The following is a 22116-nucleotide window of genomic DNA, read 5'->3' as shown; positions in this document are numbered from 1 at the left end:
GGTTTCCGTTAAAATGACGGGTTTTTGCCGTGCCTGGTTTGCCAATCCCCACCATCAGGCACTCGCAGCGTGAATCCTATGATGCCAGTGATGCAGGATCTGCCATGAACAACTACTTTCGGGTGCTGGGCGTCAAGTCCAACGCCAGCGAAAACGACATCAAGAAAGCCTATCGTCGGCTGTCGAACCAGTACCACCCCGACAAGCTGCACGGGGCCAGTGAAGAAGAGAAAGAGCAGGCAGCCATCAAGCTGCACCAGGTAAAGCAGGCCTATGAAGTGCTGTCCGATCCGAAACAGCGGGCCGCCTTTATCAAGGATTTCAACAACGTCATCGTGACCGACCCCGCCTCCGCCATGCAGGAGATGTGGGATCAGTTCTACCCCTGAAACAGCAGGCAGAAAGAGCAACTATGCAAAAGAGATGGGACCAGGCGCGGCTCAAGTCGCTGCAAAGCGATGCCAGCGAAAACATCGAATCCTACCGGGATCAGGACGACCCCAAGGGGCTGGAACAGTTCACCGACCAGATGAAGAGCCTGCTGCTGGCCGATATGAGCATGCTGGAGTTTATGCCCGAGTATCTGCCGCTGGCCCTCTATGGCCGGGTGCAGTTCCCGGCCAAGGCCAAGTCGCAGTGGAACAAGTGGCTCGCCAGTGGCGAGCAGCCAAGCTGGGACGAGTTCAAGGTGAGCGTCGGCTTCAACAACGCCGCCCTGCCGCTGGTCAAGGCGGTGCGGACCCAGAGCGAAGATCAGCTGATGGAAGCCTGCGCCGTGCTGTTCCTGCTCGACAACCCGCTGCCGCGCGGCAGCCACCGCGGCGATGACGACTATGAGCTGCGCGATGAAGAAGATGAAGACGGGGAAGATGCCGACGCCGACTACCACGGCGGCAGTGACCGCTATGGTGATGACGACGGCGATCAGGATATGTACGACGAAGTCCGTTTCTAATTGGGGCAAGGCATGAGCAACAGTCTGATAGAAATTACCGCCATCGAGATCAAAGAGCTGGCCGTTATCGAGCCGAAGCAGGCCAGCGAGAAGTTCGAGCTGATCGCCAAGACCATGTCTGACGACCAGCTGGCAGAAGTGATTGAAAACATTGATATCGTTACCCTGACCCAGATTAACGGCCAGCACGACATCTCCTTCCCCTCCATCATCTCCGAGCTGATGACCCCGGAGCGGATCCGCGACATCGTCTGCCAGCAGCCGCTCTACTGGGAAGAGGCGATCAAGAACAACGCCGACGAGCTGCAACAGCACACCTTCGACTTCCTCAACTACCTGATCCGCACCCAGGATAGCGAAGCCAAGCAGCGCGAGATCCTCGAATGCGTGGCCGAAGATCCGGCCGGTCTCTTCTACCTCGCCATCCCCTTTATCGAGTTCTATCGCGGCGATCGCTATGAAGAGGACGAAGGCTATCGCGACGTGCTGCACGCCGAAGAGGAAGATCTCGAAGAGTCCCTGCGCTACAGCGAGCGCCAGCAGGCCGAAGACAGCCACGACTATGCGCTGGACGACCCGCGCAGCCTCTTGATGCTCATTCGCGAGCTGGCCCCCGAGGTGGAGAAAGCCATCAAGGCGCTGCTGCGCAACGAGCACTCCACCTGGGATGGCATCATCAACAAGTTTGCCGCCGAACTGGTGATGCAGGCCAAAGAGAAGAACAAGGTCGAGGAAGACGAGTACGGCGACGTCGACGACATGTTCAGCTTTCTGGATTAAGGAGCCCATTCATGCAGTTAGTCATTCGCGATGCCAACCAGGGCCCCTTTCTGACCCAGGTGCTGCGCTTTGGCCGCGACAACGAACTCTTGAGTCAGCAGCAGCTGGCCGCCATCAAGGGCAAGGCGGTGCTGATGAGCCTCAAATTCGCCGACAAGTACTACAACAAGTACAAGATGCACCTGCTGGAGCAGGCGGCCCACGACGTCATCGGCGTGGTGAGCCTCGGCCTGCAGGAGCTCTCGGCGCGGGATCCGGCCAAGGCGCTGGCGCTGCTGCAGGCGCCGGAAGGCCCCATCAAGCCGTTCCAGAAGGGCTGGTCAATGCTCATCACCGTCAGCCCCAAGCAGGCTGGCAACAGCCTCTACGGTGACGTGGATGCGCGGCTATTGGACAAGATCTCGAGCCCGCCCGATGTGGAGGAGTGGCAAGGGTGGCAGGAGTACGAGAAGGCGCTGACCGAGCACAACAAGAGCCGCCTGATGGAACTCATCGACCAGCACTTCTTCGCCTGCGAGAGCGACCACCCCACCATGGAGGACAAGCTGGCCGAAGCGCTGCTCTACCGCATCCTCTGCGGCAAGGGCAGTGGCGCCGCCCCGCTCAAGGTGAAGCAGGATCTCAAGCGCAAACTGGCGCGGGAGATTGAGCTCGACGAGAGCTGGTATGACACCGACTACCTCGCCGCCCAGCTGGCACTGATGCTGAATGCGCTGCCAGCCGACATGGCCGCCGCCTTGCGCCAAGAGCTGAGCCCGGGCTTTGTGCCCAATCTGCTGCACACCCTCGGCTTTGTGCGCCAGTACCAGCTGCTGCAAAAAGAGAACGCCTCGCCGGAGAAGCTCGACAACATCGAGATGCGTGCCGGTCTCAAGCACCCGCTGCTCGGCTGGCCGCTCTACCACGACTTCTAAGGCCGCTTTCGCCGCCCATCAGTCGCACCACAACGCCCGGCCTGCCGGGCGTTGTTCTATCCTCCCCTCACCCTCTCGACAGCAAAGAGAGAACACGCGCAAGTCACCCTGAGGCTACCCCTTCTCTTACCGATATTTATTCATTCAATGCCCAAGGATGAATAAACAACCTGCAATACAACAACTTGGCGCCAGCTGCGTTTCGGGACAACAAAGCGGGACGCAGATCCCGCTACAGCGCCATAATCGGTACCAAATAGCCGATTGGATCACATCAACCATGCCGCAATCCCGTGGTAAGCCGAGCTAAAACCACGGCTCAATCACGCATAAAAAGGCGGAATAGATCAATAAAAAGCAATTAATCGCGCCAGATTAAATTTCAGGTATGGCTATTTGCACCGCTTGGCCGCTAAATGACAGACCGGCCTTCAGACCAGCATGGAAGCGCACAAGGCTAGCCGGCAGCAGACCGGTACGCTCTCAGGACGAGTTATGACTTTCTTCTCTCACAGGAGACAGACCGTGAGCGCTTCGAATCAACACCCCACCATTCCCCCCGGCTCCGGGGCGCTGTTCTTTATCCAGACCTTCTCGACCCTGGGGTTTGCCGTGCTCTACTCCACGCTGGTGCTCTACGCCACCAAGCGACTCGGCTTCAGCGAATCCCAGGCCAACGCCATGATGGGGGTCTTCGGGGCCTTCAACTATGGCCTGCACCTGTTTGGCGGTTATCTCGGCGGGCGCTACCTCAGCAACCGCAACCTGTTCGTGATGGGGATGGTGCTGCAGGTGATCGGCTGCTACTTCATCGCCGAGATGGGGATCACCGGCCTCTACTGGGGGCTCGCCATGTTCCTCACCGGCAGCGGCCTCAACGTCACCTGCCTCAACATGATGCTGACCCAGCGCTTCGCCCCGGATGATCACCGCCGCGAGAGCGCCTTCCTGTGGAACTACGCCGGCATGAATCTGGGCTTCTTTATCGGCTTCACGGTGGCGGGCTACTTCCAGCTCACCGAGGATTACCGCACCCTGTTCCTGTTTGCGACGCTGGGCAACATCATTGCCATCATCGCTACCTTCGCCTGCTGGCCCATTCTGGCGGATATCAGCACCCCGCTGCGCCATGTCAAAGGGAGCGGCTTCTACCGCCGCATGCTGGCCGGGATCGCCATTCTGGCCATGCTGGTACCGGCGCTGCGCCTGCTGCTGACCCACGCCAGTTTCAGCGGCAGCTTCGTGCTGATCCTGGGGGCCGTGGTGCTGGTGCTGCTCTGCGTGATGACTGCCCGCCACCCGGACGCCGCCGAGCGCAGCCGCATGGTGGCCTACCTGATCCTCGCCCTCGGCTCCCTCATTTTCTGGTCCCTCTACCAGCTGGCGCCCATGGGGCTGATGCTCTTCTCCGAGCACAACATCAACCTCAATGTGTTCGGGCTGCGGGTCGCCCCCCAGTGGATCCAGAACATCAACACTATCGTCATCGTCATCGGTGGCCCCCTGATGGCACTGCTGTTCAAGCGACTGCGCGAACAGGGCTGGAATATCGACATTCCCTCCCAGTTTGCCGCCTCCCTGTTCTGCATGGGGCTCGGCATGCTGGTGCTGCCGCTCGGCATCCATCTGGCGGGGGCCGACGGGCTGGTCGCCTTCAAGTGGATCGCCATCAGCTATGTGCTGCAGAGTTTTGGCGAGCTGCTGATCTCCCCCATCGGCTACGCCATGATTGGCAAGCTGGCCCCCGCCAGCCTGCAAGGCTTGATGATGGGCTGCTGGATGATGGTGACCGGCGTTGCCTCCGTGCTGGCGGGCTATGTCTCCAGCGCCATGCCGCAGAATATCGGCAGCTCACCGGTAGCCACCAACCCGGGCTACAGCTCGGTGTTCAACATGCTGGGCTGGGGCTCGCTGGCGGGCGGCTTGGTGTTGCTCCTGCTGGTGCCCCGCCTGCGCCAGCTGATCGCCTCGAAAATCACCCCGTCACCGGCAGCGACAGCCATTCCTGTCTAATCGGGCTCGGGCCAGCCATTTCAGTGGCCCCTGCCAGTGCGAACGGTTGAATCGGCAACGCAGCTGATAATGCAAGGGGCCCCGCCATCATGGATGGCGGGGCCCTCTCTTTTGGCGGGATGGATAGCTCTTTTTCAGGTTGGCAACCTTGCGCTTGCTATGGTGTTTACCCCTATCGTCGGCTCCCCTCACCCTAACCCTCTCCCAAAGGGAGAGGGGATCAGCACCTGCCACTCTGTAGCCGAAGCTGTCACGCTTAGCTATCACGCCATACCACGGTCACTATCAATGGCTGCGATCTCTACTTCCTTCTCCCACTCTTTGCCATAGATAAAGGGAGAAAGGTCGGTGAGGAGGGAGAGCAAACCACCGACAAGCAGCAGAGCGTTAAATCAAGCAGGAACGCGTAGGGTCGATTAGCGAAGCGTAATCGTCCGCACCGCAATCCCGGTGGCCATGGACATAGAAAAGAGATCAGCTGGAGCACATGTAGAATTGCGGCAACCTGTTTTCGCGATCATCTGATTACACTTCGCTAATCAGACCTACGGGCTATGTCTCGTTAATCAGCCTTTTGATAAAACAAAATTAAAACAACATCCAACAATATATTCCACCGTTACCAACAAAGCTGTATTCACGCTGAACAGCCTCAATTAAAACCTTAACTTTTACCTGCAATTTCATCAGGATTAATTAAAATTTAAAAACCAAATAACTCAATGAGAATGGGACGAGGATGAGAGTATTCATAGTCGCTGCATGCACAATTTTCCTATTTGGATGTGTAAGCCAAACATATTGTAGCGATGAGAAATATGCTGCAGAAAAAGAACGTTTCAATTATGCAAAATGTAGTGCGGCTGTCGCAGCTGATGTTGTATTGGTAACCGTGATGATCTTGGGAGCTGCGGGAGCAGCTCAGAACAATACCAACAACTCTTCAAGTTATACAGGTAACTGTGCTTGCCCAGGTGACCTTGATGCCCAAGGAAATCGATGTGGCTTACGAAGTGCATATAGCCGAGCTGGTGGTGCAGAACCATACTGTGAGGGAAGAATGTAATGCGTTTATATCTGATAACCATTAGCTGTTGTATTTTTATAACTGGATGTGCAAAACCATCCGCAGCTCAGTTTTCATATTATTATCCCAATAATGCTTGGGATGCCGCACTTCTATTTACTATGGATTGTAATGATTACATAGACTCGCAGACGTGTTTTAATAAAAAGGCTGAGTTAGGTGACATTTATAAAAGTACCTTCTCGATTATGAAATCTCATGATGAAAAAAAATATAACTGCATAGAGCATAAATCTGTCGAAGTTATAGGGGATGATTTTATTGAGTATGTTGAGATAAACAATCTTAAATACTCATCGACCTCTGACTCATTGATATCATGGTTCAAAAACTACAGTTGTAATTCATGAGGTTAAGCATGAAGAAATAACTGCGTTAGCTATTTATAATAAACCGTAAAATAATTTCCGGATATAAGTACAAACAATGACCCTCAAAGTGATTATACACTCCCTTTTTACAATGTTAACTCTCTTACCTTTTTCTGCAAATGCAAATCGAGTTGTAATGGAGGGTAAGTTTAGAAATTTAACTTGTGCCGCAGTTATTTTTAAACCAACCAATGATGAATTTCAAACACGTGACTTTGAAAAAAACTACTTTGACAATATGAAGTTTTCGATCACACAAGACAAGTCTGGATATAAAATGACCACTGACCTTTATTCAGGCCAATTCGTAGATGTAAACTCTTCATCTGATAAGCTAGTATTCGTTCAGAGTTATAATGATGGCACCGAAATAGCGACCATAGTTATAAATGGAAAAGTTGTCACTTATACAAATACTAGTGGGACATTTTTCAATAGACTTTGTGTAGGAACAGTTGTTAATGGCTTAAATTTAAACTAAGTAACAGCCAAATATACTTCTGATTTCATGAGGGCGCTTTCGCGCCCTTCATTTATAAATTACCCTGCCTGATTTTCCCCGGCTGCCGGTTCGGCACCGGCGGCGGGTTCAATCTCGATGCGATCGACGCGCTGCAAACCGCGGGGCAGCTTGGCGCCACGGCGACCGCGCTCGCCGCGGTAGTAATCGAGATCAGAGGGTTTGAGGGTCAGTTTGCGCTTGCCGGCAAACAAGGTGACCGACTGGCCCTGCGGGATGACGGCGGCCATCACCACAAACTCCTCCCGCGCCTTCACCCGAGCCGACGGAATGCTGATGAGCTTGTTGCCCTTGCCCTTGCCGAGCACCGGCAGGGTGTTGAGCGGGAACAGCAGCATGCGCCCTTCGTTGGAGATGGCCATGCAGAGATCGGTCTCCGGCGAGCCGATCTTCTGGGGTGCCATCACCTGCCCCCCTTCCGGCACGGTGAGCAGCGCCTTGCCGTTCTTGTTCTTGCCGATAAGGTCGTCATAGGTGCAGACAAAGCCGTAACCGGCGTCGCTGGCGATCAGGTAGGGCTCGCCTTCGTTGCCCATCACCAGATGACGCACCTCTTCCCCAGCCCCCAGCGCAAAGCGGCCGGTGAGCGGTTCACCCTGACTGCGGGCGGAGGGCAAGGTGTGAGATTCGAGGGCGTAGGTTCTCCCCAACGTGGAGAGGAACACCGCCTGCTGGTTGCTGCGGCCACAGGCGTGGGTGAGGTAGTTGTCCCCCGCCTTGTAGGAGAGCCCCTCGACATCTACGTCGTGGCCCTTGGCAGCGCGCACCCACCCCTTGTCGGAGAGGATGACGGTGACCGGCTCGCTCGGCACCAACTCTTTCTCGGTCAGCGCCACGGCGGTAGCCCGCTCCACCAGCGGGGTGCGGCGATCGTCGCCGTACTTCTCGGCATCGGCCAGCAGCTCTTTCTTGAGCAGGGTGTTGAGGCGACGCTCGGAGCCCAGAATAAGCTCCAGCTTGTCGCGCTCTTCGGCCAGTTCGTTCTGTTCGGCACGCAGCTTGAACTCTTCGAGCTTGGCCAGATGGCGCAGTTTAAGCTCGAGGATCGCTTCGGCCTGGGTCTCGGTAATGTTGAAGCGCTCCACCATCACCTTGCCCGGCTCATCCTCGGTGCGGATGATCTCGATCACCTCGTCGATGTTGAGGTAGGCGATCAGCAAGCCTTCGAGGATGTGCAGGCGAGCCAGCACCTTGTCCAGGCGGAACTGCAGGCGGCGACGCACGGTCTCGCGGCGGAACTGGATCCACTCGCTGAGGATGGTCTTGAGGCACTTCACCTGCGGCCGGTTGTCGAGGCCGAGAATGTTGAGGTTAACCCGGTAGTTCTTCTCCAGATCCGTGGTGGCGAACAGGTGGGCCATCAGCCCCTCTACATCCACCCGGTTGGAGCGCGGCACGATCACCAGACGGGTCGGGTTCTCGTGGTCCGATTCATCGCGCAGGTCGGTGACCATCGGCAGCTTTTTCGCCACCATCTGGGCGGCAATCTGCTCCATGATCTTGGCGCCGGAGGCCTGATGAGGCAGCGCGGTGATGACGATGTCGCCATCCTCCTCGCTCCAGACCGCACGCTGCTTGATGGAGCCCTTGCCGGTCTCGTAGATTTTGCGGATATCGTCGCGCGGGGTGATGATCTCGGCGTTGGTCGGGTAGTCTGGCCCCTGAATGTGCTGCATCAACACATCGAGCCCCGCATTGGGGTTGTCGAGCAGCTCGGCACAGGCGTAGGCCACTTCCCGCGCGTTGTGGGGCGGGATGTCGGTCGCCATCCCTACCGCGATACCGGTCACCCCGTTGAGCAGGATGTGCGGCAAGCGGGCAGGCAGCACCACCGGCTCCTTCATGGTGCCGTCGAAGTTCGGCGTCCACTCCACAGTGCCCTGGCCCAATTCAGAAAGCAGCAGCTCGGAGAAGCGCGACAGCCGCGCTTCGGTATAACGCATGGCCGCGAAGGATTTGGGATCGTCCGGCGCACCCCAGTTACCCTGACCATCCACCAGCGGGTAGCGGTAGGAGAAGGGCTGGGCCATCAGCACCATGGCTTCATAACAGGCGCTGTCGCCGTGCGGGTGGTACTTACCCAGCACGTCACCCACGGTACGGGCGGATTTCTTGTGCTTGGAGAGCGCCGACAGACCCAGCTCGCTCATGGCGTAGATGATGCGCCGCTGCACCGGTTTGAGGCCGTCGCCGATATGCGGCAAGGCCCGATCCATGATGACGTACATGGAGTAGTTCAAGTAAGCCTGTTCGGTAAAGGTGCGCATTGGCTGGCGCTCTACCCCGTCCAGACTGAGCTCGATAGCATCACTCATGTGATTTTCTCTTTCGGTTCGGGAGCCGCCACAGGGCGACTCCGGCTAAATGCTTGCCGGCCCCGACAGGGCCGGCCGACGGCTTAGATGATGGCGAGGTTGCCCTTCTCTTCGAGCCATTCGCGACGATCGCTCGCCCGCTTCTTGGCCAGCAGCATATCCATCAGCTGCAGAGTCTCATCAGCCGCATCCCCTTCACTCTCCCCTGCCGGATCCATGGTGAGCTGCACCAGACGGCGGGTGTTGGGATCCATGGTGGTTTCCCGCAGCTGTTTCGGGTTCATTTCGCCCAAGCCCTTGAATCGGGTCACCATCACCTTGCCCTTCTTCTTCTCGGCTTCGACCCGCTGCAGCACCCCGTTCTTCTCGTCCTCGTCGAGGGCGTAGTAGACCTCTTTACCGATATCGATCCGGTAGAGGGGCGGCATGGCGACATAGACGTGGCCCTTCTCCACCAGCGCACGGAAGTGTTTTACGAACAGGGCGCAGAGCAGAGTGGCGATGTGCAGACCGTCCGAGTCCGCATCCGCGAGGATGCACACCTTGCCGTAGCGCAGGCCGCTGAGGTCGTTGGAGTCGGGGTCGAGCCCGATGGCGACCGAGATGTCGTGAACTTCTTGCGAGGCGAGCACCTGACCGGCCTCCACCTCCCAGGTGTTCAGGATCTTGCCGCGCAGCGGCATGATGGCCTGAAACTCGCGATCCCGCGCCTGCTTGGCACTGCCGCCCGCAGAGTCACCCTCCACCAGGAATAGCTCGCCCTGCATGGGGTCGGCACAGCCGCAGTCGGTCAGCTTGCCGGGCAGCGCCGGGCCTTGCGTTATCTTCTTGCGCACCACCGTCTTGGCGGCGCGCATCCGGCGCTGGGCGCTGGAGATGCAGAGCTCGGCGATCTGCTCCGCCAGCTCGGTGTTGCTGTTCAGATAGAGGCTGAAGGCATCCTTCACCACGCCGGAGACGAACGCCGAGCTCTGGCGGGAGGAGAGGCGTTCCTTGGTCTGACCGGCGAACTGCGGATCCTGCATCTTGATGGAGAGGATGTAGGCGCAGCGATCCCAGATATCTTCCGGGGTCAGCTTGACCCCGCGCGGCAACAGGTTGCGGAACTCGCAGAACTCGCGCATGGCGTCGAGCAGACCCTGACGCAGACCGTTGACGTGAGTACCGCCCTGCGCAGTGGGAATGAGGTTCACATAGGATTCGGCGAGGCATTCGCCCCCTTCCGGCAACCAGCAGAGTGCCCAGTCCACCGCCGACTGTTCGGAGCTGAACGAGCCGATAAAGGGCTGCTCCGGCAGGCAGGTGTACTGCTTGACCGCGTCGACCAGATAATCCTTGAGGCCATCTTCGTAGCACCACTCCAGCTTGATGCCGGTGTTCTTGTCGAGGAACTTGATGGTGAGGCCAGGGCAGAGCACGGCCTTGGCTTTGAGCAGGTGCTCCAGCTTGGTGACCGAGAATTTGGGCGAATCGAAGTAGCTCGCCTGCGGCCAGAAGCGCACCCGGGTGCCGGTATTGCGACGACCGCAAGTGCCGGTGATGGTCAGCTCCTGCACCTTCTCGCCACGCTCGAAGGCGATGTCATAGACCTGGCCATCGCGACGTACCGTCACCTCGACCCGGTCGGAGAGGGCGTTCACCACCGAAATACCCACCCCGTGCAGACCGCCGGAAAACTGGTAGTTCTTGTTGGAGAACTTGCCGCCCGCGTGCAGCTTGCAGAGGATCAGCTCCACCCCGCTGACACCCTCTTCCGGGTGGATATCGACCGGCATGCCGCGGCCGTCGTCGATCACTTCGAGGGACTGGTCTTCATGCAGGATCACCTCCAGATTGCGGGCGTGACCTGCCAGCGCTTCATCGACGCTGTTGTCGATGACCTCCTGACCGAGGTGGTTGGGCCGGGTGGTGTCGGTATACATGCCGGGGCGGCGACGCACCGGTTCAAGGCCATTGAGGACCTCAATGGCATCCGCATTGTATTGAGTAGACATGGAGGGCCTTGCGAATTGACGTTTGGGGAGAATCTTACTCGTTGGGAGGGTATTGGACAAACTTGGCTGCGGGAAAGGGTGATCCGGAGGGGATTGTGCCCCTCCGGAGGCTATTTCAGCTCCCCTCGGCAGGGCCCGGCAGCGCCTGTTGCAGCTGGGAGAGCGAGCTTTGCAGCCGCCACACCATGCCTGCCAGCTCTCGCGCCGTGCCATCGCCATGGTTGGCCAGCCCCTGACTGATCCGCTGCAGCTCGGCCAGCGTGCGATCCAGGGAGGCGTGCTGCACCCCCTGCTCGGTGAGGATCCCCTTCAGGCTGCGGATACAGTTGTCGCGCACCAGATAGAGGGGGTGCTCGTCACCGCGCCACTGGCGCAGCTGCCAGACGATATGGCTGCAGTTGAGCAGCACCACGCCCCAGCGCAGCACCCAGAGGCGGGCGGTCTGATCCTGACTCTGACCGAGCTGACTGATGCAGTGGTAGATCAGCGACTCGAACTGGCTCTCGCTCTGACGCGGGGCCGGCTCCAGCTGGTCCATGAAGTGGCGGCGCAGGGAGCGGATAATACGGCGGCTCTTGCGCCGATCCGAGCTCGGTCGCAGCAGCTGAAACGCCAGCGCGGCACTCATCACCCCCAGCATCTGGGCAAGGCTGCTGTTGATGAACTGCTGATAGTCGTAGCTGGGCGGATTGGTGATGGCGAGAAACGAGCCGAGCAGCACGATCATCTGGCCCCAGAGGCCCGCCTGCCGCACCTGTTGCTGTTTGCAGAGCTGCATGGTGAGCAGCGCCGGAAAGAGCAAGAGGCAGAAGACCCAGAAGTCGTCGATGCGGATCATCAGGCCAAACTTGACCGCAAAGCAGATGAGGCTGAGCAACAGGATCGCTCTGAGCATGGTGTTGGCCCCCTGAGCCGGGGCCGGGGTCGCCGAGTAGAGCACGCAGCAGATGGAGAGCATGGTGAGCGCCGAGCTGCCCGCATCCCACTGACTGTTGATCCAGAAGGTGCAGCCGAGCAGCACGCAGAGGAAGGTGCGCCCGCCGTTGTAGGCCGCCTCCAGTGTGTCGGTATGGCTGGTGAGAGAGGTGTGACGGGGCGGCGCCGGCCACTCCTGATCGTCGTAGCGGGTCAACCGGTCAAGCCAGCGCTGACACTCCAGATAGCTCCAGCAGAAGTGGCGCAGCCGCAGCAAAAAGGTGCGCAGTCGATAATCATGCTCGCTGGTCGGCATCAGGGGAGCCAGCAACCTCGCGACCCGATACTTGTCGCACCCCGGCTTGCCAAGCTCGGCCAGCAGGGTGGCGAGCAGCGCCTGAATGCCTTCCGGTTGTTCCGGCCAGTTGTGCAGCATGCGGCGCTGGCTGGAGATAAGACTGATCAGGCGCAGCTGGCGATGGAGCAGGAAGTTGAGCAGCCGGTTCTGGCGCCGCAACCGGTGATGGCTCCAGACCGCCTGTATGCGCAGCACGTTCATGGTGAGGATCTGGCCGATCAGCCCTTCGTGGGAGCTGCGCACCTCGGGCGTCATCTCCCCCAGCCAGAGCAGCTGGGCATGCTCCAGCAGGCGGGCTTGGCTCTTGCGCAGGGATTCCAGCAGGGTTTCGCTGTCCGAGGTGCTGGGCAGGATCATCATCATCAGACCGCCGCAGAGGATACCGATGATCACCTCGCTCACCCGCGCCTGGGCAATATCGAAGATATGGTGGGGATCCGCCACATTGACGCAGGAGAAGGCGATGATGGCGGCCGTATAACCACCGAGTGCAAAGGCGTAGGAGACGTTGTTCTGATAGTGGTTGGAGATGTAGGTGCACAAGCCCAGCCAGAGGGCGATGAGGAAGCTGAACAGCCAGGGATCGCTGATGCCAAGACCGGTGATCACCACCGCCGCCATCGCCCCCATCAGGCTGCCAACCACCCGCCCCAGACTCTTGCTGATCACCCCGCCCACGGTGGGAAAACTCACCACCGCGGCCGAGCTCATCGCCCAATAGGGGGAGTCGAGCTGCAGCACGAAGGCCAGCCAGAGCGACAGGCACATTGCTAGGGCATTGCGCAGGGCATAACGCCACTGCCCCCCTGTCGCCTTCCCCCAGGGGGTGCGCAACCAGAACGACTCGCTCACCCTACTCGCCAATGGTGATGGTGCAGGTGGTGCCGGCGATCAGCGTCACGTCCGCCGGCACCTCCAGCAGCTTGATCCGCACCGGCACCCGCTGGGCCAGCCGCACCCAGGGCACGTTGGGTTTGACGTCGATCAGCAGGCCGTTGCCGCCATCGACGCTCTGATCGTGGATGGCGCGCCCTATGCTCTCCACCTCGCCACGCAACCGCTGCTCACCGCTGTAAAGCACCACTTCGGCCGGTTTGCCCGGCGCTATGTGGCCAAGCTTGGTCTCTTCAAAATAACCCTGCACATAGAAGGAGTGAGTATCTACCAGCGCCACCAACGGCACGCCGGCACTAGCATAGTTGCCGACCCGGGTCTGCAGGTTGGTGATGTAGCCATCGCTCGCGGCATGCACCCGGGTCTTGGCCAGCGACCACTCCGCCTTCTCCAGATTGGCCTGCGCCACCTGATAGGCCGCCTGCATCGCCTGGGCATTGAGGCGCGCTTCGTCCACCGTCTCGGCGGAGATGACGCTGCGCGACAGGCCGCTGCGGCGGTTCGCCTCGTGCTCGGCCTTGTCGAGATCCGATTTCGCCTTGGCCAGCGCCGCCCGGGCATTATCGAGGGCGATCCGGTAGGGCTCGGGGTCGAGCGTAAAGATCTCCTCCCCCGCCTTCACCAGCTGGTTGTCCTTCACCGCTATCTTGATGATCTTGCCCGACACCTCGGGGGTAATGCTGACCAGCTCGGCGCGCACCTTGCCATCCCGGGTCCAGGGCCCCTGCATGTAGTAGTTCCACAGCCACCAGCCCGCCGCCAGCGCCAGCGCACAGACCAGCAGGGTGGAGAAGTATTTGAGGGTCGCGAGAGGTGATTTAGCCATGTAACAGCATCCATAGAGCGCCGCTGACGGCGAGGATAAACAGGGAGAGATCCATCAACAAGGGGTACCAGACATCCCCGCCATAGAGCCAGTCACGCAGCAGATGGTGCACCGGCAGCCAGCAGAGCAGGCCGAGCAGCACCGCCTTGAACAGCGGCGGAAAGTAGAGAGAGGCGCCCAGTACCAGATCCGGCAGCGCAGAAGGAGTTGTCACAAACGTGCTCCCTGTTGGCAGTGAAGTTCAGAAGAGTTCGGCCATCCCCTGCCCCGGGCGAGGCAAAGTAAACAGGCCGCTAAAGATTAACACTGCCCCGCAGGGCGAAACAGGAACATATGAGCCCCTTTTTGTTCAGACCTGTCGATCCGCTGGGTGATGCACACCATCGCGCGTCGGCACCACCCCCAGCTCGAACGGGTTCACTTCCTCAGATGTCAATCAAACAGGGTATCGCGCCGCCCCTGCAGCAAATGCTCATGGAGGGAGCGCAACTGGGAGGCCACCACCCGATGGCAGGAGAGCGGGGGCAAATCGTCGATGGGGAAGTACCCCGCCCCTTTGGTTTCATCGGTTTCGCCCAGCAGCTGGCCGCCGGTCACCTCGCACAGGAAGAAGGCCTTGTGGGCGTGAGGCAGCTGGGGCGGATGAGGGTGTTTTAGCTTGTCGAACAGGGCCAGCAGTTGTACCGCGCGGCACTCAAGGCCGGTTTCCTCCACTACTTCACGCACCACGGCATCCGCTGGCGAGTCACCGATATCGCACCAGCCACCGGGCAGAGTCCAGCAGCCGTCGCTGCGCTCCTGTACCAGCAGGATATGGCCCGCATTGTTCTGAATGAAGGCCCGCACGTCGAGCTTGGGGGTGGGATAACCGTTATCGAGGGCAATCCAGTCGCTGATGGCTTCCGGCGCCAGCTCGCTCTGGTTGGCGATAAGAGCCACTGTGGCCGCGCGCAGCGCCTCGAAACGGCCGATATCGAAGGGGTCTTTGGAGTAGGTGAGGCCCGCTTGCGCCGTGGCCAGTACCTGTTCCAGATAGGCGGCCAACGGCGGTTGCATGATTAAAGCCCGAGGAAACGGATGATCTGGGCGTGGTAGCGCTCGAACGCCACAAAGGCGTGGTCGCCGCCGCACTCCAGCGAGAGGCGGGCAAAGCGGTATTCATCCAGCGCCTTGCGATAGTCGAGCACCTCATCCCCCTGCTGTTGCAGGATCCAGAGTCGCTCCGGCGCCGCCACCGGTACCGCCAGTGCCCGCAGCTCGTCCATATGTTCAGGCAGCAGTTCGTACTGCTCCCCGGTATAGGGATTGGTCTGGGGGCCGAGGTAGTCACAGAGCAGTTCGTGCGGGCGCACCGCCGGATTGATCAGCGCGGCGCGGCAGCCGTACTGTTCGCTCACCCGGGTCGCCATAAAGCCGCCGAGGGAGCTGCCCACGGCGCCGAGCTTGAATTCACTACCATAACGCCCCTGCAGATCGACGATGGTCTGCTCGATAGCCGCCCAGGCCGCCGCTGGCGTATTGGGCTGGGCCGGAATGATCACCTCGATGTCGGGCCGGTTGGCGGCCACCCAGGCAGCCATCTGCTGCGCCTTGGCGGAGCCCGGTGAGGAGTTGAAACCGTGCAGATAAAGGAGAACCGACTTCATTGAATGCTCTCCTCAATAACCGGTGGCGTTGGGGTCGGGCACAAACTGCCCCACCGGCAGGCGCCACACCTCGCTGGCCACCCGCCCATCCGGATAGAGGGTCAGATAGCGCCAGCCCGGGCCGGATTCATCCAGCGCAAAGCCATCAGAGAGCGGTTTGAACTGGATGCAGGTCGATGGGCTGGCAATCAGCCGCACCCCGCGGTGCACCTCGTCAAACTCCTGATGGACGTGGCCGAACAGGATGGTCTTCTGCTGCGGATGACGAGCCAGCACGGCAAACAGGTCATCGGCATTCTTGAGATTGTGCTGATCCAGCCAGGCGCAGCCCACCGGTACCGCCTGATGGTGCAGGGTGATAAGGGCGTGGCGATCAGGATATTGACGCAGGGCACGGTCGAGGGCGGCCAGCTGGTGATCGCCAATCATGCCGTGAGGTTTGCCGCGCACCTGGGTGTCGAGCAGGATCACCTGCCAGTGGTCGCCCACCAACTGCTTGGATTCACTGATCCCGGCGGCATGGAGATATTCAGTCATCAGCGGGCTGTCATCGTGATTGCCCGGCAGCCAGTAGATGGGGCGGCCAAGGGGCGCCATCATGGAGGCGAAACGCTGATAGGATTCCGGGCTGTGATCCTGCGACAGATCGCCGGTCGCCAGAATCACCTCGTAGGGGTGTTCATTGGCCTGCACCTGTTCCAGCACGGCGGCCAGACTCTCTGCGGTGCGCACAGCCAACAGCCGCCCTTCGGCACTCGCGAAGAGGTGGGTGTCGGTAATTTGCAACAGGCGCACACTGCCGTCCTGCGCCTGGGGGAGCTCTGTTTCCAAAATCACGCTTCTTTTTATTTGTTCAACTGGAGATATTGATCGGGCTGGTACCATGTCTGAGACAAAATTTTAGCCATTCGGCCAGAAACAGATTTACCTGCTCCTTTTCGTCCCGCTGGTGCATCTTTTTATTGGGATAATCATAACGTGGTTGCAAACGGGAAATCTGTTGCGCTGCACACACTTCCGCCATCCGCACATCATGATACAAACGAATCTCTATCTGAGCTTGTAAATATTCGGGCAATTCGGGGTTGTGCTGGCTCAGGATCACCTGATTGGTGAAGCGACTCTCGCCAATGATGGTGAGCTGGAACTGCAGATCGTTGCCGACCCGATAGCGGCGCTCGGCCCCGACTTCCCCATCTGGCGGCAGCAGTTTCATCAACGCCATGTAATTGACCTCGCAGGTACGCTGCAAGGACATCAGATCAGGCACATAGCGCCTGCTCTGTTGCAGGGTCAGCGCCACCTCAGCGATCCGCCAGCCAGCGGGCGCGCAGCTCGCCATGGTTGAGGGCCAACCACTGCAGGGCAATGACCGAGGCCGCATTGTCGATACGTCCCTCTTTGAGCCAGGCATAGGCCTGTTCGCGGCTCACCACGTGCACCCGGATATCTTCGCCCTCATCAGCCAGACCGTGCAGTCCCTCGGCCTTGCTGGCATCCACCTCGCCCACAAAGACCTCGATCCGCTCGGTGCTGCCGCCCGGGCTCACCAGATAGCTGATGGCATGCTCGCAGCGGGCCACCTCGATCCCGGCCTCTTCCACCGCTTCGCGGCGCACCACCGCCTCGGCGGTCTCCCCTTCGTCGATGATGCCGGCCACCAGCTCCAGCAGCCAAGGGGTCGGGCTGGTCTCCATGGCGCCGATACGGAACTGCTCCACCAGCACGATCTGGTCGCGTACTGGATCATAGGGCAGCAGCGCGGCAGCATGGCCCCGCTCGAACAGCTCGCGCACGATGGGCTGGTTCCAGCCGCCCGCAAATAACCGATGCTGCAGACGATAGACATTCACCTTGAAGAAGCCGTTATATCCAGCTGATTTTTCAATGATTTTCACATCATCGGCGGCGTAATGCCGATCTTGCGGCAAGGGTTGCTGCGACATCCGGGGCTCCCGTCAGCTTGACTTGTATCAGTTTGACCATAAAATCCGAGGAACATGAATGAACGTTCATTCACTCGGCGTGCCATGGTAATGAGGGGTGGATTTTAGCAGCCACAGACCATTTGGCTAGGCGCGCGGGGAGAAAACTGCGTCCAGTTCTTGACGTTCCCGTCACCGGACCTGAGACTCTTAGCATTAAATTTTGCTTATAGTAGAGTGATTAAGCTGCAATCAAGCTTGGTCGGTGACAATATTTGCCTCTCCAGCAACCAGTTTGGGTTACTACATAAGGTTAAAACGATCTATGAAAAGAACACTTTTGTCAGTCATGGTGTTGCTGGGCGTCAGTGCCGGTGCCCACGCCGAAAACCTGCTCGATATCTATCAACAAGCCCAGCTGAAAGACCCGCAGTTGCTGCAGTCCAAAGCCGTTCGCGACCAAGCCTTCGAGAAGATCAACGAATCCCGAGCCCCTCTGCTGCCCCAGATCGATCTGGGTGCCGGGCTCAATTATCTGCAAAACAAGAACGACACCCAGAGCAATACCAACGCCAAGGGTGAGGTGACGCTGTCGCAATCCCTCTATCGTCGCAGTAACTGGGTCAATCTGGATATCAGCGAGAAGCAGGCCACCCAGTCTGATGTCGCCTACAACCTCGAAATCCAGAACCTGATGGTGCGCACCGCCAAAGCCTACTTTGATGTGCTCAAGGCGATGGATACCCTGGAGTTCGTCCGTGCCAACAAGGTTGCGGTAGAGCGTCAGCTGGAGCAAACCCAGCAGCGTTTCGAAGTGGGCCTGACCGCCATCACCGACGTCCATGAAGCTGAAGCCTCCCGCGACCAGGCGCTGGCTGACGAGATCAATGCCGAAAACTCGCTGGACAACAGCTACGAGACCCTGCGCGAGCTGACCGGTATCGATCACCGCAATCTGGACGTGCTGAACACCGATCGTTTCAGCCCGCAGAAGACCGCCTTCGGCTCCGACAAGTGGCTGGAGCTGGCGCTGGACAAGAACCTGCAACTGCACAGTGCCCGCATCAGCAAGGACATTGCCAAGGAGCAGATCGATCTGGCCAAAACCGGCCATGAGCCGACTCTGGATCTGGGGGCCGGACTGCAAACCAGCAATACCGATTACAAGCTGGATAGTATTCAGAGCGGCGGCAATGACAATCAGGCCAATATCGGTCTGACCTTCAAACTGCCCATCTACAGTGGTGGCGCCACCAGCTCCAAGGTAAAACAGGCTCAATACAACTACGTTGCGGCCAGTGAACTGCTGGAGAAGAACTTCCGCTCGGTGCAGAGCACAGTGCGCTCCTCCTACAACAACGTGAACGCCAGCATCGGCTCGGTACGTGCCTACAGCCAGTCTGTGGTCTCCGCCGACAGCGCCCTGAAGGCAACCGAAGCCGGTTACGAAGTGGGTACCCGTACCATCGTCGACGTGCTGGACTCTACTCGCAAGCTGTACGAGGCCAAGCAGAAGCTCTCCGAAGCCCGTTACAACTACATTCTCAATATCCTGAGCCTGAAACAGGCTGCCGGTATTCTGGAAGCGCAGGATCTGGTGGAAGTGAACCAGGGTCTGATGCCTGCCACGGCAAAAGCCAAAGGCTGATAGCCGCTATCGGACATGAAAAAGGCGACCGCAAGGTCGCCTTTTTGTTATCCGTATTTCTGCCGGTTTGCTACCGCCGATAGTGAGCCCCGCCAGATTGCGGGGCTAGCAGAACGTTAGCCGCGCTCGCGGATCGTCTTGATGATGTCGGTGGTGGAGCAGCCATCCTCGAAGTTGAGAACGCGCACCTCGCCACCATTGGCGGTCACCTCGGCGTAACCGGCGATATCTTCCGGCTTGTAGTCACCGCCCTTGACCAGCAGATCCGGCAGGATCTCGGCGATCAGGCGCTGCGGGGTATCCTCGGAGAAGGGCACCACCCAGTCCACCGCGCCCAGCGCAGCCAGTACGGCCATGCGGCGCTCAGTCGGGTTGACCGGACGACCCGGCCCTTTCAGGCGACGAACCGACTCGTCGGTGTTGACCGCCACGATCAGGCGATCCCCCAGCTTGCCGGCGTTGGCCAGATAGGAGACATGGCCGGCGTGCAGGATGTCGAAGCAACCGTTGGTCATCACCACCTTCTCGCCGCGCAGACGGGCGGCACGAACCGCCACTTTCAGTTGGGCTTCGGACATGACGCCGAAGCCGGTCTCCTGCTCGGTGTAGAGGGCGTTGGCCAGCTCGACCGGACTGACGGTAGAGGTACCCAGCTTGCCGACCACGATACCGGCTGCGGTATTGGCCAGCGCACAGGCTTCGTCCAGGCTCTTGCCTGCCGCCAGCGAGGTGGCGAGGGTCGAGATGACGGTATCACCGGCACCGGTCACATCATAAACCTCGTGGGCCTGAGCTGGCAGATGCAGCTCTGGCTGACCTTCGCGGATCAGGGTCATGCCGTTCTCGGAACGGGTGACCAGCAGGGCATCCAGCTCGAAACGCTTGACCAGATCCAACCCCTTGGCGACCAGCTCCTCTTCGCTCTTCACCTTGCCTACCACAGCCTCGAACTCGGACATGTTGGGGGTCAGCAAGGTAGCGCCGCGGTACTTCTCGAAGTCGGTCCCCTTGGGGTCGACCAACACCGGAATACCGGCGGCACGGGCGCGCTGGATCATGCCGGGCACGTCGTTGAGAGCACCCTTGCCATAGTCGGAGAGGATCATCACGTCGCTATTCGGCAGCGCCTGCTCGACCTTGCTCATCAGCAGGGTGGCATCGACGGAGTGGAAGGGCTCTTCAAAGTCCAGACGCAGCAGCTGCTGGTTGCGGGACAGCACCCGCAGCTTGGTGATAGTCGGGAAGTCGGCCAGACGAACGAAATCACAGGCCACCTTGACGCCAGCCATCTGGCCAGCCAAGGCATCGGCTGCCTCGTCCTGACCGGTCAGGCCAAGCAGCACAGCGTGAGCGCCAAGGGCGGCGGAGTTGAGGGCCACGTTGGCCGCGCCACCCGGGCGCTCCTCAATGTGTTCAACCTTGACCACGGGCACCGGTGCCTCGGGGGAGATCCGACCGGTAGGGCCATGCCAGTAACGGTCCAACATGACATCGCCAACGACCAGAACGCGGGCTTTTTCAAAATCGGGCAGGGTGATCTTCATCTGTATCGACTCTCAAAACCTGAAAAATCAGCGGGCGATTTTATCACACTCTTTTATCCGGTGTAGAAAAAGCCGACCGCAGTTGCCGCCGCTGTCACGCTAACCGGACGCAGGCTACCCCTCTGACCAGCACACAGCCATTCGCCCCCGCCCCCCCTTTTCGGCTAGAATCCCCCGATTGTGTTTGCGAACAAGAGATTAGCCATGGCCCATGACAACGCTCCCCGCCTGGAGCCCCGCCTGTTTCATCCCCGTTACTGGGCCAGCTGGTTCGGCCTCGGCCTGCTCTGGCTGCTGACCCTGCTGCCGTGGCGTAGCCAGATGTGGCTGGGCCGTCAGCTCGGTCGTCTCGCCGCCAGGATATTGAAGTCCCGGGTCAAGATTGCCCGTCGCAACCTGGAGCTGGCGATGCCCGAGCTGACCCGGGATGAGCGGGAGAAACTGCTCAAGGCAAACTTCGAGAGCGTGGGCTGCGCCGTGTTCGAGGTGGGGATCGCCTGGTTCTGGCCAGACTGGCGGATGCGCAACCTGATGAAGGTGGAAGGGGAAGAGCACGTCATCGCCGCCATGGAAAAAGGTCAGGGCATGCTGCTGCTCTCCTGCCACTTCCTGACGCTGGAACTCAACGCCCGCTGTTTCGGGCTGGTGCGCCCCGGGGTCGGTGTCTATCGCCCCAACACCAACCCGGTATTGGAGTATGCCCAGTACCACGGTCGCTGCGCCTCCAACAAATATCTGGTAGACCGGATGGATGTGAAGGGGATGATCAAGGCGCTGCGCAACGGCGACGCTCTCTGGTATGCACCGGATCACGACTACGGCAGCCACGCCAGCGTGTTCGTGCCCTACTTCGCGGTAGAGCAGGCGGCCACCATCACCGGCACCGCCACCCTGGCGCGGGTGAAAAATACCGTCACCCTGCCCTGCTACAACATCCGCACCAGCGAGGGTTACACCCTGCATATCGGCGCGCCGCTCGCCGACTACCCCAGCGGGGATGACATGGTTGATGCCGCCCGCGCCAACCGCGAGATTGAAGCCGCCGTGCGCAAGGCGCCGGAGCAGTACATGTGGCTCCATCGCCGCTTCAAGACCCGCCCCTCCCCCGAGGATGCCGGCTTCTACTAAGCCGCAGCCCCGACAGGGCTCAGATCGCAAAAACCGACAAACCGCCTGCTGGCGGTTTGTTTTTATCTGCTATCAGCCCTGCGCGGCAAGCAAGCGCCCCGAACATCTGCCGCTCGATAACATCCTGCATGTTGGCGCCCATTCCCATCGACCAACAGCAAAAGAGAGCTCATCACCAACCGTAAAAACTGAAAGCGGGTTACAAATTTATTGATTCATTGGTAAGCAATGGAGTGTTTCGATAGATCCATCGTCACCACCCGCTGATGAGTGACTGAGTGAT

Annotated in this window: 19 protein-coding genes; 8 read left to right on the top strand and 11 right to left on the bottom strand. The window is 59.4% G+C overall.

Going from position 1 to position 22116, the window contains the following annotated elements; translation table 11 throughout:
* Window positions 1-104 precede the first annotated feature (104 nt).
* From G5193_RS13140 to G5193_RS13115, 6 genes are all read left to right on the top strand, one after another.
* Entirely contained in the window at window positions 105-389 is a 285-nt protein-coding gene (locus G5193_RS13140) for a DnaJ domain-containing protein (protein WP_005343121.1), read from the top strand.
* A 23-nt stretch (window positions 390-412) separates the two neighbouring features.
* Complete coding sequence (gene atcA, locus G5193_RS13135) at window positions 413-955, top strand: cold adaptation protein AtcA (RefSeq protein WP_279488427.1); 543 nt, start codon at window positions 413-415, stop codon at window positions 953-955.
* Between the two features lie 12 nt (window positions 956-967).
* Window positions 968-1735 carry a cold adaptation protein AtcB gene (gene atcB, locus G5193_RS13130; RefSeq protein ID WP_026458895.1) on the top strand — a complete coding sequence of 256 codons (768 nt, stop codon included), beginning with the start codon at window positions 968-970 and terminating at the stop codon, window positions 1733-1735.
* An 11-nt stretch (window positions 1736-1746) separates the two neighbouring features.
* Window positions 1747-2649 carry a cold adaptation protein AtcC gene (gene atcC, locus G5193_RS13125; protein WP_421206164.1) on the top strand — a complete coding sequence of 301 codons (903 nt, stop codon included), beginning with the start codon at window positions 1747-1749 and terminating at the stop codon, window positions 2647-2649.
* A gap of 525 nt (window positions 2650-3174) precedes the next feature.
* On the top strand, window positions 3175-4662 hold the full coding sequence (locus G5193_RS13120; RefSeq protein WP_421206163.1) for a peptide MFS transporter: 1488 nt from the start codon (window positions 3175-3177) through the stop codon (window positions 4660-4662).
* A 1513-nt stretch (window positions 4663-6175) separates the two neighbouring features.
* Window positions 6176-6601 (top strand): hypothetical protein, encoded by a 426-nt coding sequence (locus G5193_RS13115; protein ID WP_143182601.1) that lies wholly within the window; start codon window positions 6176-6178, stop codon window positions 6599-6601.
* A gap of 59 nt (window positions 6602-6660) precedes the next feature.
* On the opposite strand, the gene parC is transcribed toward G5193_RS13115, so the two are convergent.
* The 10 genes from parC to nudF all read right to left on the bottom strand — a co-directional run bounded on the left by parC (window position 6661) and on the right by nudF (window position 17534).
* Window positions 6661-8955, bottom strand: coding sequence for a DNA topoisomerase IV subunit A (gene parC / locus G5193_RS13110; RefSeq protein WP_421206162.1), 2295 nt, complete (start codon window positions 8953-8955; stop codon window positions 6661-6663).
* A gap of 83 nt (window positions 8956-9038) precedes the next feature.
* Window positions 9039-10949, bottom strand: a complete 1911-nt coding sequence (gene parE / locus G5193_RS13105) for a DNA topoisomerase IV subunit B (RefSeq protein ID WP_201909748.1) — start codon at window positions 10947-10949, stop codon at window positions 9039-9041.
* 115 nt (window positions 10950-11064) lie between these two features.
* Window positions 11065-13074: an FUSC family protein gene (locus tag G5193_RS13100; RefSeq protein WP_279009815.1), complete on the bottom strand. Its 2010-nt coding sequence runs from the start codon at window positions 13072-13074 to the stop codon at window positions 11065-11067.
* A gap of 1 nt (window position 13075) precedes the next feature.
* Complete coding sequence (locus G5193_RS13095; protein ID WP_421206161.1) at window positions 13076-13942, bottom strand: efflux RND transporter periplasmic adaptor subunit; 867 nt, start codon at window positions 13940-13942, stop codon at window positions 13076-13078.
* Entirely contained in the window at window positions 13935-14177 is a 243-nt protein-coding gene (locus G5193_RS13090; protein ID WP_421206192.1) for a DUF1656 domain-containing protein, read from the bottom strand. Before G5193_RS13090 ends, G5193_RS13095 begins: the two co-directional genes overlap by 8 nt.
* A gap of 197 nt (window positions 14178-14374) precedes the next feature.
* Window positions 14375-14998: an NUDIX hydrolase gene (locus tag G5193_RS13085; RefSeq protein WP_421206160.1), complete on the bottom strand. Its 624-nt coding sequence runs from the start codon at window positions 14996-14998 to the stop codon at window positions 14375-14377.
* A 2-nt stretch (window positions 14999-15000) separates the two neighbouring features.
* Window positions 15001-15588, bottom strand: a complete 588-nt coding sequence (locus tag G5193_RS13080) for a YqiA/YcfP family alpha/beta fold hydrolase (RefSeq protein WP_421206159.1) — start codon at window positions 15586-15588, stop codon at window positions 15001-15003.
* A gap of 12 nt (window positions 15589-15600) precedes the next feature.
* Complete coding sequence (gene cpdA, locus G5193_RS13075; RefSeq protein ID WP_041202814.1) at window positions 15601-16419, bottom strand: 3',5'-cyclic-AMP phosphodiesterase; 819 nt, start codon at window positions 16417-16419, stop codon at window positions 15601-15603.
* Between the two features lie 22 nt (window positions 16420-16441).
* Window positions 16442-16930: a DUF1249 domain-containing protein gene (locus tag G5193_RS13070; RefSeq protein WP_196783449.1), complete on the bottom strand. Its 489-nt coding sequence runs from the start codon at window positions 16928-16930 to the stop codon at window positions 16442-16444.
* Complete coding sequence (gene nudF, locus G5193_RS13065) at window positions 16893-17534, bottom strand: ADP-ribose diphosphatase (RefSeq protein ID WP_005335901.1); 642 nt, start codon at window positions 17532-17534, stop codon at window positions 16893-16895. Before nudF ends, G5193_RS13070 begins: the two co-directional genes overlap by 38 nt.
* Before the next feature lie 304 nt (window positions 17535-17838).
* On the opposite strand from nudF, the gene tolC reads away from it, so the two are divergent.
* Window positions 17839-19161: an outer membrane channel protein TolC gene (tolC, locus tag G5193_RS13060; protein ID WP_266135321.1), complete on the top strand. Its 1323-nt coding sequence runs from the start codon at window positions 17839-17841 to the stop codon at window positions 19159-19161.
* A gap of 116 nt (window positions 19162-19277) precedes the next feature.
* Here the strand turns inward: tolC and hldE are convergent, their stop codons facing one another.
* The gene (gene hldE, locus G5193_RS13055; protein ID WP_058058377.1) at window positions 19278-20705 is read right to left on the bottom strand and encodes a bifunctional D-glycero-beta-D-manno-heptose-7-phosphate kinase/D-glycero-beta-D-manno-heptose 1-phosphate adenylyltransferase HldE; all 1428 of its coding nucleotides are present in this window, start codon (window positions 20703-20705) and stop codon (window positions 19278-19280) included.
* A gap of 204 nt (window positions 20706-20909) precedes the next feature.
* On the opposite strand from hldE, the gene lpxL reads away from it, so the two are divergent.
* On the top strand, window positions 20910-21833 hold the full coding sequence (gene lpxL, locus G5193_RS13050; protein WP_021231687.1) for an LpxL/LpxP family Kdo(2)-lipid IV(A) lauroyl/palmitoleoyl acyltransferase: 924 nt from the start codon (window positions 20910-20912) through the stop codon (window positions 21831-21833).
* Window positions 21834-22116 lie beyond the last annotated feature (283 nt).

The organism is Aeromonas sp. 601027 (assembly GCF_049174455.1).
Lineage (GTDB): Bacteria > Pseudomonadota > Gammaproteobacteria > Enterobacterales > Aeromonadaceae > Aeromonas > Aeromonas veronii_A.
Note: the sequence above shows the minus strand (reverse complement) of the source record. Positions and strands in the feature narration are given on the sequence as shown.